This is a genomic window from Bradyrhizobium sp. LA6.1, assembly GCF_040547805.1.
Classification (GTDB): domain Bacteria; phylum Pseudomonadota; class Alphaproteobacteria; order Rhizobiales; family Xanthobacteraceae; genus Bradyrhizobium; species Bradyrhizobium barranii.
On record NZ_JBEPQK010000003.1, the window covers coordinates 498,773 to 511,986 of the forward strand.

At 64.9% G+C, this 13,214-nt stretch carries 11 protein-coding genes; 5 read left to right on the forward strand and 6 right to left on the reverse strand.

The window, feature by feature from the left end; all coding sequences use genetic code 11:
- The 5 genes from tmk (at position 1) to ABIB99_RS09555 (ending at position 5,452) form a co-directional block, all read left to right on the forward strand.
- Positions 1 to 687, forward strand: a complete 687-nt coding sequence (tmk, locus tag ABIB99_RS09535; protein WP_354175568.1) for a dTMP kinase — start codon at positions 1 to 3, stop codon at positions 685 to 687.
- Entirely contained in the window at positions 684 to 1,730 is a 1,047-nt protein-coding gene (locus ABIB99_RS09540) for a DNA polymerase III subunit delta' (RefSeq protein WP_354175569.1), read from the forward strand. Before tmk ends, ABIB99_RS09540 begins: the two co-directional genes overlap by 4 nt.
- Before the next feature lie 109 nt (positions 1,731 to 1,839).
- Positions 1,840 to 3,852 carry a methionine--tRNA ligase gene (gene metG, locus ABIB99_RS09545; protein WP_354175570.1) on the forward strand — a complete coding sequence of 671 codons (2,013 nt, stop codon included), beginning with the start codon at positions 1,840 to 1,842 and terminating at the stop codon, positions 3,850 to 3,852.
- A 12-nt stretch (positions 3,853 to 3,864) separates the two neighbouring features.
- Positions 3,865 to 4,641, forward strand: a complete 777-nt coding sequence (locus ABIB99_RS09550) for a TatD family hydrolase (RefSeq protein WP_063983293.1) — start codon at positions 3,865 to 3,867, stop codon at positions 4,639 to 4,641.
- Positions 4,642 to 4,654: 13 nt separating this feature from the next.
- On the forward strand, positions 4,655 to 5,452 hold the full coding sequence (locus ABIB99_RS09555) for an MBL fold metallo-hydrolase (RefSeq protein WP_063983294.1): 798 nt from the start codon (positions 4,655 to 4,657) through the stop codon (positions 5,450 to 5,452).
- 15 nt (positions 5,453 to 5,467) lie between these two features.
- Here the strand turns inward: ABIB99_RS09555 and ABIB99_RS09560 are convergent, their stop codons facing one another.
- The 6 genes from ABIB99_RS09560 to ABIB99_RS09585 all read right to left on the reverse strand — a co-directional run bounded on the left by ABIB99_RS09560 (position 5,468) and on the right by ABIB99_RS09585 (position 13,060).
- Complete coding sequence (locus ABIB99_RS09560; RefSeq protein WP_354175571.1) at positions 5,468 to 7,117, reverse strand: acyl-CoA synthetase; 1,650 nt, start codon at positions 7,115 to 7,117, stop codon at positions 5,468 to 5,470.
- A 23-nt stretch (positions 7,118 to 7,140) separates the two neighbouring features.
- On the reverse strand, positions 7,141 to 9,030 hold the full coding sequence (locus tag ABIB99_RS09565; RefSeq protein ID WP_354175572.1) for a TRAP transporter large permease: 1,890 nt from the start codon (positions 9,028 to 9,030) through the stop codon (positions 7,141 to 7,143).
- A 32-nt stretch (positions 9,031 to 9,062) separates the two neighbouring features.
- Positions 9,063 to 10,082, reverse strand: a complete 1,020-nt coding sequence (locus ABIB99_RS09570) for a TRAP transporter substrate-binding protein (protein WP_354175574.1) — start codon at positions 10,080 to 10,082, stop codon at positions 9,063 to 9,065.
- Positions 10,083 to 10,587: 505 nt separating this feature from the next.
- Entirely contained in the window at positions 10,588 to 11,127 is a 540-nt protein-coding gene (locus ABIB99_RS09575; RefSeq protein ID WP_354175575.1) for a 4-hydroxylaminobenzoate lyase, read from the reverse strand.
- Positions 11,106 to 11,855 (reverse strand): nitroreductase, encoded by a 750-nt coding sequence (locus ABIB99_RS09580; RefSeq protein ID WP_354175577.1) that lies wholly within the window; start codon positions 11,853 to 11,855, stop codon positions 11,106 to 11,108. Before ABIB99_RS09580 ends, ABIB99_RS09575 begins: the two co-directional genes overlap by 22 nt.
- Complete coding sequence (locus ABIB99_RS09585; protein WP_354175578.1) at positions 11,852 to 13,060, reverse strand: ABC transporter substrate-binding protein; 1,209 nt, start codon at positions 13,058 to 13,060, stop codon at positions 11,852 to 11,854. The genes ABIB99_RS09580 and ABIB99_RS09585 overlap by 4 nt, the downstream gene beginning before the upstream one ends.
- Positions 13,061 to 13,214: the final 154 nt, after the last annotated feature.

Consider the following 13,214-nt stretch of genomic DNA (forward strand, 5'->3'; position numbering starts at 1 on the left):
ATGAGTGAGAGCGCAGCACAGCGGCCGTCCGGGCGCGGACGCTTCATCACCTTTGAAGGCGGCGAGGGCACCGGCAAGTCGACCCAGATCAAGAAGCTCGCCGACCGCCTCAATGCGGCCAGGATGCGGACCCTCGTCACGCGCGAGCCCGGCGGCTCGCCGGGTGCCGAGATCATGCGCCACCTGGTGCTGTCGGGGATGGGCAAGCTGCTCGGGTCCGACGCCGAGACGCTGCTGTTCGCGGCTGCTCGCGATGACCATGTCCGCACCGTGATCCAGCCTGCGCTCAATCGGGGCGCCTGGGTGCTGTGCGACCGCTTCGCCGACTCGACGCGGGCCTATCAGGGCAGCCTCGGCCGCGTGCCGATGGGCCTGATCAACGCGATGCAGCGGGTCACGATCGGCGATCTCAAGCCGGACCTCACCCTCATCCTCGATTTGCCGGTCGAGATTGGATTGCAGCGCGCCGCCGTGCGTCGTGGTAGCGGCACACCTGACAGGTTCGAGGGCGAGCAGCTCAGCTTCCACCAGGGCCTGCGCGAGGCCTATCGCAAGATCGCCGAGGACGATCCCGGCCGTTGCGTCCTGATCGATGCCAATTCCGATCCTGACACGGTTGCTGGACGAGTCTGGACGGCGCTGCGCGACCGTCTTCTCCCAACCCCTGCATCGGTGGTTTCCCTATGAGCCCGCGCCAGGCCGACCGCGAAACCGCCATTCCGCATCCGCGCGAGACGAGCCTTCTGTTCGGCCATCGCGAGGCCGAGACGGCGCTGCTCGCGGCCTATCGCAGCGGGCGCATCCCGCATGCCTGGTTGATCGGCGGGCCGCAGGGGATCGGCAAGGCGACGCTGGCCTATCGCATGGCGCGCTTCGTGCTTTCCAACGGCCAGCCGCTGGCGCCGTCCGTGCAGCGCGCCGAGACCCTCGCGGTCGATCCAGATAACGCCGTGGCGCGGCAGGTTGCGGCCAGCTCGCATGGCGGGCTGTTGACGCTGGAACGCACCGCCAACGACCGCGGCGTGATGCGCACGGTGATCACCGTGGACGAGACGCGGGAGACGATCGGTTTCTTCGGCTCGACGGCCGCGGCAGAAGGTTGGCGCGTCTGCATCGTCGACACCGTCGACGAGCTCAATCCGAATGCTGCCAACGCGCTGCTGAAAATCCTCGAGGAGCCGCCGCAGCAATCGCTGTTCCTCCTGGTCAGCCACGCGCCGGCGCGTGTGCTCGCCACGATCCAGTCGCGCTGCCGCAAGCTGCGCCTGCGCCCGCTCGACACGGATGATGTGATCGGCGCCGCAGCTTCGACGGCTGACCTCGATCCGAACGATCCGGCGCTGCGCGAGGCCGCGGAGGCCTCCGAGGGCAGTGTCGCGCGGGCGCTGACGCTGCTCGGCGGCGATGCCCTGAAGCTGCAGCAGCGCACGGCGGCGCTGCTCGCGCGCCTGCCACAGGTCGATCCGCGCGAATTGCACACGCTCGGCGATTCGCTCGGCACCAGCGATCGAGTCGCGCTGGCGGCCTTCATCGACGGCATCGATCGCTGGATTGCGGAGCGCCTGCACTCCGACGAGGCCAATGCCAACCAGAATCTGCCGCGCCTTGCGCGCCTAGCTGAGGTATGGGAAAAGATCGTCCGCGCCGCGCGCGACACCGAAACCTACAATCTGGAGCGAAAGCCCTTGGTTTTCTCGGTGTTCGGCTGGCTGGCGGACGCAACGCGCTAGAGCATGATCCGGAAAAGTGTGCAGCGGTTTTCCGACAGGATCATACTCCAAATAATGACCTAACGCAGGTTCGTTTCCAAATTTCGAGAAGCCGGTAAAGGAATTCGTCGTGGCCACGCGAGCTAAGAAAACCGCCAGGGGCAAGAGCAGCAAGAAGAAGGCTGCCAACAAGGCCGTGAAGAAGGCCGTGAAGGCGCTCGCGCGCAAAGCTGCCAAGAAGGTCAAGAAGACCAAGAAGGCTGCCGTCAAGAAGGGCGTGAAGAAAAGCGCTGCGAAGACGACAAAGAAGGCCGGCAAGAAGGCTGCGAAGAAGCAGGTCGTCGCCAAGAAGGCGGTGAAGAAAGCGGCCAAAAAGGCAGCCAAATCTCCGGCGAAGAGCAAGGCTCCTCCGGCAAAGAAGGTCGCCAAGAAAGCGAAAGTGACCGCGCCTGCCGTGACCGCAGCACCGGCTCCTGTCGCCACGCCGCCGAAGGTTGTGAAGCCCAAGGTGTCGAAGCCCAAGGTGTCGAAGCCTGAGGCGCCGCCCGCGCCGAAGCCCGTCGCAGCTCCGCAAGCCGCAACTCTCGTTGCTGCGCCCGCGCGCGACAACGTCTTCTACATCTCGACCGCCATCGCCTATCCCAACGGCAGCCCGCATATCGGCCACGCCTATGAGGCGATCTCGGCCGACGTGCTGGCGCGCTTTGCGCGGCTCGACGGCAAGGACGTGTTCTTCCTGACCGGCACCGACGAGCACGGTCAGAAGATGGTCCAGACTGCGCAGAACGAGGGCCTGACCCCGTCCGCGCTCGCGACCCGCAATGCTGGCCGCTTCAAGGAGATGGACGAGCGTCTGAACGTGTCGTTCGACCGCTTCATCCGCACCACCGAAGAGCAGCACCATCGCTCCAGCCAGGAGATCTGGCGGCGCATGGAAGCGAACGGCGACATCTACGCCGACAGCTATGCCGGCTGGTACTCGGTGCGCGACGAGGCGTATTACGCCGAGGACGAGACGCGCCTGAACGACGACGGCGTGCGCCTCGGCCCGCAAGGCACGCCAGTCGAATGGGTCGAGGAGAAGAGCTATTTCTTCCGCCTGTCGGCCTATCAGGACAAGCTTCTGAAGCTCTACGAAGATCATCCTGAATTCATTGGCCCGGACTCGCGCAAGAACGAGGTGGTGAGCTTCGTACGCGGCGGCCTGCGCGATCTCTCGATCTCGCGCACGACCTTCGATTGGGGCGTGAAAGTGCCCAGCGACGAAGAGCACGTGATGTATGTCTGGGTCGACGCGCTGACCAATTACATCACCGGCGTCGGATTCCCCGACGAGAGCGACAAGAACTGGCGCTACTGGCCGGCCGACGTGCACATCATCGGCAAGGACATCATCCGCTTCCACGCGGTCTACTGGCCCGCATTCCTGATGTCGGCCGGCATTTCGCTGCCGAAGAGGGTCTATGCCCATGGCTTCCTGTTCAACAGGGGCGAGAAGATGTCGAAGTCGGTCGGCAATGTCGTCGACCCCTTCAATCTTGCCGACCAGTATGGCGTCGACCAGATGCGCTATTTCTTCCTGCGCGAGGTCTCGTATGGCCAGGACGGCAACTACAACCACGATGCCATCGTCGCGCGCATCAATGCCGATCTCGCCAACGACCTCGGCAACCTCGCGCAGCGCTCGCTGTCGATGATCGCCAAGCAGCTCGGCGGCGTGCTGCCGGAGCCGGGCGAGTTCAGCGACAACGATAAGGCGATTCTGGCGATGGCGGACGGCATGATCGCCGCATCGCGCGAAGCGATGGCGACGCAGCAGATCCATCACTGGCTCAACGCCGTGTGGGCCGTGGTCGCGGAGGCCAACCGCTATTTCGCGGGCGAGGCGCCGTGGGCGCTCGCCAAGACCGATCCTGTCAGGCAGAAGACGGTGCTCTATGTCACCGCCGAAGTCGTGCGCCAGATCGCGATCCTGGCCCAGCCGGCGATGCCGACTGCCTCGGGCCTGCTGCTCGACAGCCTCGGCATTCCCGCGGGCGAGCGGAACTTCGCGATGCTCGGGGGCGCCAAACGGATCGCGCCAGGCTCGACGCTGCCGGCGCCAACACCGGCGTTCCCGCGCTACATCGAGCCGGCGGCCTAGGGCGTTCGGGCGATGCTGGTCGACAGCCACTGCCATCTGGATTTTCCGGACTTTGCGGAAGACCTCGACGGGATCGTCTCGCGTGCACGTGCGGCCGGCATCGGCCGTATGGTCACGATCTCCACGCGGGTGCGAAAGCTCAATCAGCTTCTGGCCATCACTGAGCGCTACGATGACGTCTACTGCTCGGTCGGTACCCATCCGCACAACGCGGACGAGGAAGACGGCATCTCGCCGGACGAGCTGATCGGGTTGACCGGGCATCCCAAGGTCGTCGCGCTCGGCGAGGCCGGGCTCGACTATTTCTACGACAACGGCGCGCCGGAGGCGCAGGCGAGGGGCTTTCGCGCGCACATCGCCGCGGCCCGTGCGACCGGCCTGCCGCTGGTGATCCATACCCGCGAGGCGGACGAGGATTGCGGCCGCATCCTGGAGGAGGAGGCCGCCAAGGGATCGTTTCGCGCCGTGCTGCATTGCTACACGGGCGGGCGCGAGCTGGCGCTGAAGGCGGTGTCGCTCGGGCTCTATATCGGCTTCACGGGCATCCTGACCTTCAAGAAATCGGAGACCCTGCGCGCGCTTGCGGCTGAACTGCCGTCGGACCGTATTCTGGTTGAAACAGACTCGCCCTATCTTGCGCCCGGCAAGTTCCGGGGCAAACGCAACGAGCCGGCCTATGTGGTCGAGGTCGCCAAGGTGCTCGCCGAAATGCGCGGCGTGTCGCTCGATGAGATCTCACGCCAGACCACCGAAAACTTCTTCCGCCTGTTCTCCAAGGTGAAATCTTAGGACTGGGAGCCGCATGACGCTGACGCTGACGATCCTGGGCTGCGGCTCCTCCGCCGGCGTGCCGCGCCCGGCACTCGGCTGGGGCGCCTGCGATCCCAACAATCCAAAGAACCGCCGCCGCCGCTGCTCGCTGCTGGTTGAGCAGACATCACACCACGGCACCACGCGCATCGTGATCGACACCTCGCCCGACCTGCGCGAGCAGCTCATCGATACCAATGTCGACCACATCGACGCGGTGTTCCTGACCCATGAGCATGCCGACCAGACCCACGGCATGGACGATCTGCGCTCCGTCGTGCTCCACATGCGCAAGCGCATTCCGGTTTATTTCAACCAGTCGACCGCGAAAGACATCATGGCGCGGTTCTCCTACTGCTTCATCTCGCCCGAGGGCAGCGACTATCCGCCGATCCTGCACCGGCATTCGATCGAGGCCGGCGAAAGCCGGACCATCAGCGGCAAGGGCGGCGACGTGACCATGACCGCCTTCCTGGTCCAACACGGCCAGATTCCCGCGCTCGGCTATCGCATCGGCAATGCCGCCTACACGCCCGACCTCAACGACATCCCGCGCGAGAGCTGGGGCGCGCTGGAGAATCTCGATCTCTGGATCGTCGACGGCTTGCGCTACACCCAGCATTCCAGCCATTTCAGCATCAACGATGCGCTGTCCTGGATCGAGCGCTTCAAGCCGAAGCGGGCCGTCATCACCAACATGACGGCCGACGTCGATTACGAGGTGATCCGGCAATCGCTGCCCGCGGACGTGGTGCCGGCCTACGACGGCATGCGGCTCGAGACGCACTGATCGCGCCGGCTCGGTTCAGGCCGAGATCGCCTTCGACGAGCCGACCTCGTTACGCAGCAAGAATTTCTGGATCTTGCCCGTGGACGTCTTCGGGATCGGTCCGAACACGACGGCCTTCGGCGTCTTGAAGCCGCTCATATGCGTGCGGCAGAAGGCGATGATCTCGGCTTCGGTCGCGCTGGCGCCGTCCTTCAGTTCGACGAAGGCACAGGGCACCTCGCCCCATTTCGGATCGGGCTTTGCGACGACGGCTGCGAACAGCACGGCCGGATGCTTGTAGAGGATGTCCTCGACCTCGACGGAGGAAATGTTCTCGCCACCGGAAATGATGATGTCCTTGGAGCGATCCTTGATGATGACGTAACCGTGCTCGTCGAGCACGCCGAGGTCGCCGGTGTGAAACCAGCCGCCCTCGAAGGCTTCCTTCGTCGCCTTCTCGTTCTTGAGGTAGCCCTTCATCACGATGTTGCCGCGGAACATGACCTCGCCGATGGTCTCGCCGTCCCGGGGCACCTCCTGCATCGTCTGCGGATTGATGACGGTGACGCCTTCCTCGAGCGGGTAGGGCACGCCCTGCCGCCGCTTCATGCTGGCGCGCTCGGCGGCGGGCAGATCGTCCCAGCCGGGTTGCTCGGCGCAGACGGAGGCGGGGCCGTAGACCTCGGTCAGGCCGTAGACGTGCGTGAGCCTGATGCCGATGCTCTCCGCGCCTTCCAGCACGGCAACCGGCGGTGCGGCGCCGGCGATCAGGCCCACGACGCGGCGCGCGGCACTGCCCTTCGGCGCGTCGGGTGCGTTGATCAGCGTGTTGTAGACGATCGGCGCGCCGCACATGTGGGTGACGCCGTGCTGCTTGATCAGCTCGAAGATTTTTGTCGGCTCGACCTTGCGCAGGCAGACGTTGATGCCGGCGGCCGCCGCGATGGTCCATGGGAAGCACCAGCCGTTGCAGTGGAACATCGGCAGCGTCCAGAGATAGACCGGATGCTGGCCGAGTTGGCCGGCGAGGATGTTGCTGACGGCGTTCAGATAGGCGCCGCGATGATGGGTGACGACGCCCTTGGGATTGCCCGTGGTACCCGAGGTATAGCTCAGCGCGATGGCGTCCCATTCGTCGCCTGGCGGGATCGCCGCGAAGTCCGGGTCGCCTTGCGCAACCGCCGCCTCATACTCGATCTCGCCGATGCGCTTGCCGCCCTTGAAAGAGGCGTCGTCGACGTCGACGACGAACGGCTTCGGGCCCTTCATCTGCGCGAGCGCGTCGGTGATGACAGTCGAAAACTCCGGATCGACCAGGATGATCTTGGCACCGCCATGATCGAGTTGAAACGCGATCGAAGGCGCATCGAGACGAATGTTGAGCGCATTGAGAACGGCGCCGGTCATGGGGACGGCGAAGTGCACCTCGTTCATCGCCGGAATGTTCGGCAGCATCGCCGCGACGGTATCGCCGACGCCGATGCCCTTGCCGCCGAGCCAGGACGCAAATCGTTTGCAGCGCTCATGCGTCTCGCGCCACGTGAAGCTGCGGCCCTCATAGACCGTGCTGACATGGTTGGGATAGACGGCGGCGCTGCGTGCGAGGAAGCTCAGCGGGCTCAGCGGAACGTAGTTGGCGGGGGTCTTGTCGAGGCCGATGTTGTACTGGTTCTGCCGCTCGCTCATCGAACCCTCCTTGACGCCGCGCTCTACAGGAATCCGATCGAGATCCAGGGGAAGATCGCGACGATGATCAATCCCACCAGCAGCGCCAGCAGATAGCCCCAGATCGGCCTGATGCCTTCGGCCGGGTCGACGCGTCCGATGGCGCAGGCGGCATAATAGCCGACCCCGAAGGGCGGGGCGAATAGTCCGATACCCATGGCGAGAATGATCACCATGGCATAGTGCACCTCGTGCACGCCGACGGCACGGGCGATCGGAAACAGCAGCGGCCCGAACAGCACGATTGCCGGAATGCCCTCGAGCACGCTGCCGAGGATGGTGAAGGCCAGGATGGACACGGCGATGAAGGTCGCAGGCCCCCCGGGCAATCCGGTCATGGCTGAAGCCAGCGAGCGCGAGAAGCCGGATTGGGTGAGCCCCCAGGCCATGCCGGTCGCCGTGCCGATGATCAGCAGGATTGCGCCCGACAGCGACGCGGTCTCGACCAGCATGGGAAACAGCCGCCGCCAGTCGAAGCGGCGGTAGACGAGGAGACCGACCAGGGCGCCGTAGACGATGCCGATGGTGGAGACTTCGGTCGCGGTCGCAATGCCCTCGACCACGGCGTAGCGGATCACGAAGGGCAGCGCGAGCGCGGGCAGGGCGATGACGAAGGTCTTGCCGATCTCGCCACCCGTGGCGCGGCGGACATGGCTCATGTCCTCGTGGCGATAGCGCCACCACACCAGCATGCAGAGCGTGATGGCGAGCACGACGCCGGGCAGCAGGCCGCCGGTGAAGAGGGCGGCGATCGAGACGCCCGTGACCGAGCCGATCGTGATCAGCACGAGGCTCGGCGGAATGGTCTCGGTTTGGGCACCCGTAGCCGCAAGAAGTGCTACGAGGTCGCCGGGCTTGGCGCCGCGCTGCTTCATTTCCGGGAACAGCACGGGCGCCACCGCCGCCATGTCGGCCGCCTTGGCGCCGGAGATGCCGGAGACGAGGTACATCGCGCCGACGAGCACGTAATGCAGGCCGCCGCGGACATGGCCGAGCAGGCTCGCCAGGAACGCGACCATGGCCCGCGCCATGCCGGTCATCTCGATCAGGAGCCCCAGGAACACGAAGAGCGGCACCGAGAGCAGGATGAGGTGGCTCATGCCCTCGTCCATCCGCCCGACCAGCACCATGACCGGCGTCCGCGTGGTCAGCGCCAGATAGCCGAAGATCGCGAGGCCAAACCCGAACGCAATGGGAACGCCGGCAAAGACGCAGAAGCCGGCGACGCCGACGAAGAAGATGACGAGGTTGAGATTGCCGAGCGGCCGCAGAAAAGGCTGCGCCAGCCAAAACAGACCGACGATGACGGCAACCGATATCACCGCCGTCAGCACCATGCGGTAATCGGCGGCGCGCAGCAGCCGCAGCAGCGCGAACACCGCCATCAGGCAGATGCCGGCCGGCAGCGCCGCGGCGCGCCACATGTTCGAAATCTGGAGCGCCGGCGTGGTGATGAAGCTTTCCTCGTAGGCGTATTCGGCGGATGGCCAGACGATCAGCGCCAGGAACGCCAGCGCCGCGCAGGTCGCGACCACGTCCAGATAGCCGCGCACGGCCGGCCTGGCGCTCGCGACGAGCGCCGTCATGCGCATGTGCTCGGAGCGGCGGAATGCGACCGCCGCGCCCAGCATCGCCAGCCACAGGAACAGGATCGAGGCGAGCTCATCCGACCAGATCAGCGGCCGGTGCACGCCGTAGCGCGCGACCACACCCGCAAACAGGATCACGATCTCCGCGACCACCAGAATGGCCGCGGGGATCTCGACGGCGAGGCCGAGGATGCGCTCCAGCGAGGCCAGCACGAGGGATCGGTGAGGGGGCTGAACAGCCACCTCGCCCACCACTCCGGTCGCCTCAACCTCGACATGAGCCATCTCGATAAGAACCTCGGCGGCCCCAACGCGCGTTACGACAACTTGCCGACGGCCTTTTCCAGGAGATCCCAGGCCTGGTCGCCATACTTGCCCTTCCACTCGGCATAGAAGCCGGCGGAGCGCAGCTTGTCACGGAACGGCGCCACCGCAGGCTGGTTGAAGGTCAGGCCTTTGCCCGCGAGCTCCTGCTGGAGATTCGCATTGAGCTTGGCGGTATCCTCACGCTCCTTGACGGCGGCGGCGTTGATGTTCTTGGCGACGACGGTGCGCACATCCTCTGGCAGCGCGCTCCAGGCGCGGCGGTTGGCCAGGAACCAGAATCCGTCCCACATGTGGTTGGTCAGCGAGCAGTACTTCTGCACCTCGTACAGCTTGGCGGTCGAGATGATCGCCAGCGGGTTCTCCTGGCCCTCGACGATCTTGGTCTGGAGCGCGGAATAGACCTCGGCGAAATTGATCGAGGCGGGCGCGGCATCGAACGCCTTGAACATCGAGGTCCACAGCGGCGACACCGGCACGCGGATCTTGAAGCCCTTGAGGTCGTCGGGCCCGTTGATCGGCTTGCTCGACGACGTGGTCTGGCGGAAGCCGTTGTCCCAGATCTTGTCCATGACCTCGAGGCCGGCCTTCTTGATCTCGCCGCGGACATGGGCGCCGAGGTCGCCGTCCATGGCCTTCCAGACCGTGCCGTAGTCCGGGAACGCGAAGCCGATGCCGTTGATGGACGCGGCCGGCACCAGGGTCGACAGGATCAGGCCTGACAGCGTGAAGAACTCGACGCCGCCGGAGCGGATCTGGCTCAGCATGTCGGTGTCGGAGCCGAGCTGGTTGTTCGGAAATATCTGGAGGTCGAACTTGCCGTTGGTCTCGGCCTTGATCGCCGACGCCATCTCCTTGGCGCGCACGTTCAGCGGATGGGTGTCAGGCAGGTTGTTGGCGTATTTGTAGGTGAACTCGGCGCTCTGGGCGCGGGCCACATGGGGCGCACCGAGGCCGCCCAGGACCGCGGTCGCGGCGGAGGCCTTGAGAAGCGTGCGTCGGGAAAAGCTCATGGGTCTGCTTCCTCGGAAGTTTGTTGTTGTTCTGAGATGCAAACCTATACGGACGGAAGGCCTGAAGGTCATCTGCGATCTCGCGAGGTCTCGCTTATTGCAGCCGGACACCGTCGCGGCAATATCGGCTTTCGGCAGATAGACCGGATTCAAAATCTGAAAAACAACCCCATGCCACAGTAGCCGTTAAGAGCCGAGAGGCCGGTCGCGATCCTGATCGAAAACGGACGGCGAGCGAAGGCGCGGTGTCAGGAATTCGACCTAAATATCTGATCTAATTGTATATAAAGATATTCCATAATATACCTTATGCGAATTACGGATATGGCGGTCCGGGCTGGGGCCCGCCTGGCGCATGGTCGCCGAAATCCCTCCCCACCGTTCATGGTGAGCCGCCTTGCTGGCCGTGGCGTCGCGGCGCGTCGCCGCGCGCGGACTCAGCTGTGCATTCTTCTGAACGGGTGACGCTCGCGCACGGCGTCACCCGAGATGGTCCGGCCGGCAGTCAGGACGGCGCCGCGAAGTCGTAGGAGATGCGTCCGGCGGGCAGATAGAACAGCGCGATGACGGCGCCGCCGCGCACCTCAGGATAGTGCCGGCTGCCGGGATCGGGCGCGGTCCAGCCGGGCCCTTGCCAGCCCTGCAGCCCCTTGAGCTCGGCGCCCTTGTCCAGCGGCACGACCAGGTTCAGTTCCCCGTATGGGTGACCGTGATATTGCCCGCGGAGGACGTCGTGGTCGTCCTCGTCCTTGAAGCGGCGCGGATCGGTGCTGTTCATGTAGACGGCCGTGATGCTGAACTGGAACGTTTCAGGCGTCGGATCCATGATGCGGCTGCGCCGGTAGTTCGGACCGTCGACCTCCTGGTTGGCCGCCCAGCCTTCCTCGACGCCGCGCTTAATCAGCCGCGCCAGGTCCTGGTAGAGCTGGCTGCCCTCGCCGTAAGTTTGGTTGAGCCACCGCTCCATCTCCGCGCCGGGCGTCATGTCCTTGACCTCGCGGAGAAACGGAATGCTGCGCGCAATCAGGTCGTCTCGGCTTGCCATGGCGTTGTCCTTTCCATTTGGGTTGCACTTTGTTCTTCAAAGCCCGCGAACGAGGCGAAGTCCGCGGTGTCCGCGCGCGGCATCAGCCTGCCCGCGATTTGGTCCCTGGCACGGCCGATCGAAATGCCGCACACGACCATTTGCTCCGCCGGGATCGACAGCAGCGGACGCAGGATCCGGTGGTATTTCGAGAACGTCTCCTGCGGACATGACTGGAGCCCATGGCCTGCCGCAGCCAGCAGCACGTTCTGGATGAACATGCCGAGGTCGAGCCAGCTGCCGACCTCCAGGCGCCGGTCGATCGTGACGATCAGCCCGACGGGCGCGCCGAAGAACGCATAGTTCTTGGCGGTCTGGCCGCTCCTGGCTTTGATATCGGTCTGGGCGATGCCGAGCGAACCGTAGAACAACCGGCCGAACTCCTGTCGTCGTTGCAGGTAGGGTTCGGGCAGGTCACTGGCGTAGTATCTGTATTCCGACATATGCGCGTCGCGGGCGGTTTCGTGCGCCTCGCGCAGCGCCACCGAGACCCTGTCTTTGGCATCGCCGGCCAGCACGTAGACGTGCCAGGGCTGGATATTGGCACCGCTTGGCGCAAACCGCGCCACGCGGAGAATCTGCTCAACGGTCCCTCGCCCGACCGGCGCGCCCGAGAAGTCGCGGCATGCAAAACGGCCTGCGATGATCTCGTCGATGCCGCTCTGCACGGCTGCGCCCTCGCCAATCATGGCTGCTTCAGGAGCGGACATCCGCCTTGCTCCATCGGCCGGAAGGCTTCCTTGCCCGGAATCGTCGCCAGCAACTCGTAATAGTCGAACTTGTATTTGGACTGCTCGGGCGACTTGACGCGAAACAGATACATGTCGCGGACCAGCCGGCCGTCCTCGCGGATCCGGCCATTTTTCGTCATGAAATCGTTCACGGGCATGGCGCGCATCCTGGCGGCTATGGTCGGCCCATCCAGCGTGCCGGCCGCCTGGACCGCCCTAAGGTAGTGCATCACCGCGCCATAGGTGCCGGCGTGGATCATGGTCGGGACCTTCTGGGTCTTGGCGATGAAGCGCTTCGACCACGCCCGCGTGTCCTCGTTCAGGTCCCAGTAGAACGCCGAGCTCAGCATCAGGCCCTGGGCGCTCTGGAGCCCGAGACTGTGAATGTCGGCAATGAAGACGAGCAGCCCGACCAGCTTCTGCCGCTGCGTGATGCCGAATTCGCCGGCCTGCTTGACGACGTTGATGAAGTCGCCGCCGGTGTCGGCGAGTGCGATCACGTCCGCCTTCGAGGACTGTGCCTGGAGCAGGAAGGACGAAAAATCCGGCGTATTGAGCGGATGTTTCACGGCGCCGATCACCTTGCCGCCCATGGCGTCGATGACCTTGCGGCTGTCGGCCTCGAGTTGGGCGCCGAGGGAATAGTCGACCGAGATGAAGTACCAGGAGTTTGCGCCGAGACGCGACATCGCCCGCGTCGTTCCCTGCGACAGCGCATAGGTGTCGTAGGTCCAGTGAATTCCGGTCGGCGAGCATTCGTCGCCAGTCAGGCGCGACGTGGCGGCGCCGGTGGCGAGGAAGAGCTTCTTCTTGTCGCGTGTGATGCCCTGCACCGCCAGCGCGACCGCAGAATTCGGCACGTCGAGGATCACCTCGACGTTTTCATTTTCGAGCCAGCGCCGCGCTATGGTGGCTCCCACATCGGCCTTGTTCTGGTGGTCTCCCGCGACGATCTGGATGCTGCGCCCCAGCACCTGGCCGCCAAAGTCGTCGACCGCCATTTGCGCCGCGATCACCGAGCCCTGGCCGCCATTGTCGGCGTAGAGCGAGGACATGTCGGTGAGAACGCCGAGCTTGACCGGACCGTCCTGCGCAAGGGCCGGCGACGAGAACAGCGCGAGTGCCAGTCCGAAAGCTCCGATCGACATCCCGCAGGATTTCATTGCCCGTCTCCTCCAAATTCGGCGTCGGGATCATGACGGGATCGCGCGAATGCGGAAGTGAAACTCTTGCAGAGTGATCCTGAACCGCCTTCAGATTGGTGGCGCGAACGGCTGGGCGTCGCGGTCCGGGCGCCCTGCTCGGTTGCGTTGGCCG

Bases quoted from the DNA above. Each gene is read 5' to 3' on its own strand.
- ABIB99_RS09580 (WP_354175577.1), bottom strand. From the start codon at position 11,855: ATGATTGGCGAGGGCGCAGCCGTGCAGAGCGGCATCGACGAGATCATC.
- ABIB99_RS09550 (WP_063983293.1), top strand. From the start codon at position 3,865: ATGCTGGTCGACAGCCACTGCCATCTGGATTTTCCGGACTTTGCGGAA.
- ABIB99_RS09555 (WP_063983294.1), top strand. From the start codon at position 4,655: ATGACGCTGACGCTGACGATCCTGGGCTGCGGCTCCTCCGCCGGCGTG.
- ABIB99_RS09575 (WP_354175575.1), bottom strand. From the start codon at position 11,127: ATGGCAAGCCGAGACGACCTGATTGCGCGCAGCATTCCGTTTCTCCGC.
- ABIB99_RS09560 (WP_354175571.1), bottom strand. From the start codon at position 7,117: ATGAGCGAGCGGCAGAACCAGTACAACATCGGCCTCGACAAGACCCCC.
- ABIB99_RS09540 (WP_354175569.1), top strand. From the start codon at position 684: ATGAGCCCGCGCCAGGCCGACCGCGAAACCGCCATTCCGCATCCGCGC.
- ABIB99_RS09565 (WP_354175572.1), bottom strand. From the start codon at position 9,030: ATGGCTCATGTCGAGGTTGAGGCGACCGGAGTGGTGGGCGAGGTGGCT.
- ABIB99_RS09570 (WP_354175574.1), bottom strand. From the start codon at position 10,082: ATGAGCTTTTCCCGACGCACGCTTCTCAAGGCCTCCGCCGCGACCGCG.
- tmk (WP_354175568.1), top strand. From the start codon at position 1: ATGAGTGAGAGCGCAGCACAGCGGCCGTCCGGGCGCGGACGCTTCATC.
- ABIB99_RS09585 (WP_354175578.1), bottom strand. From the start codon at position 13,060: ATGAAATCCTGCGGGATGTCGATCGGAGCTTTCGGACTGGCACTCGCG.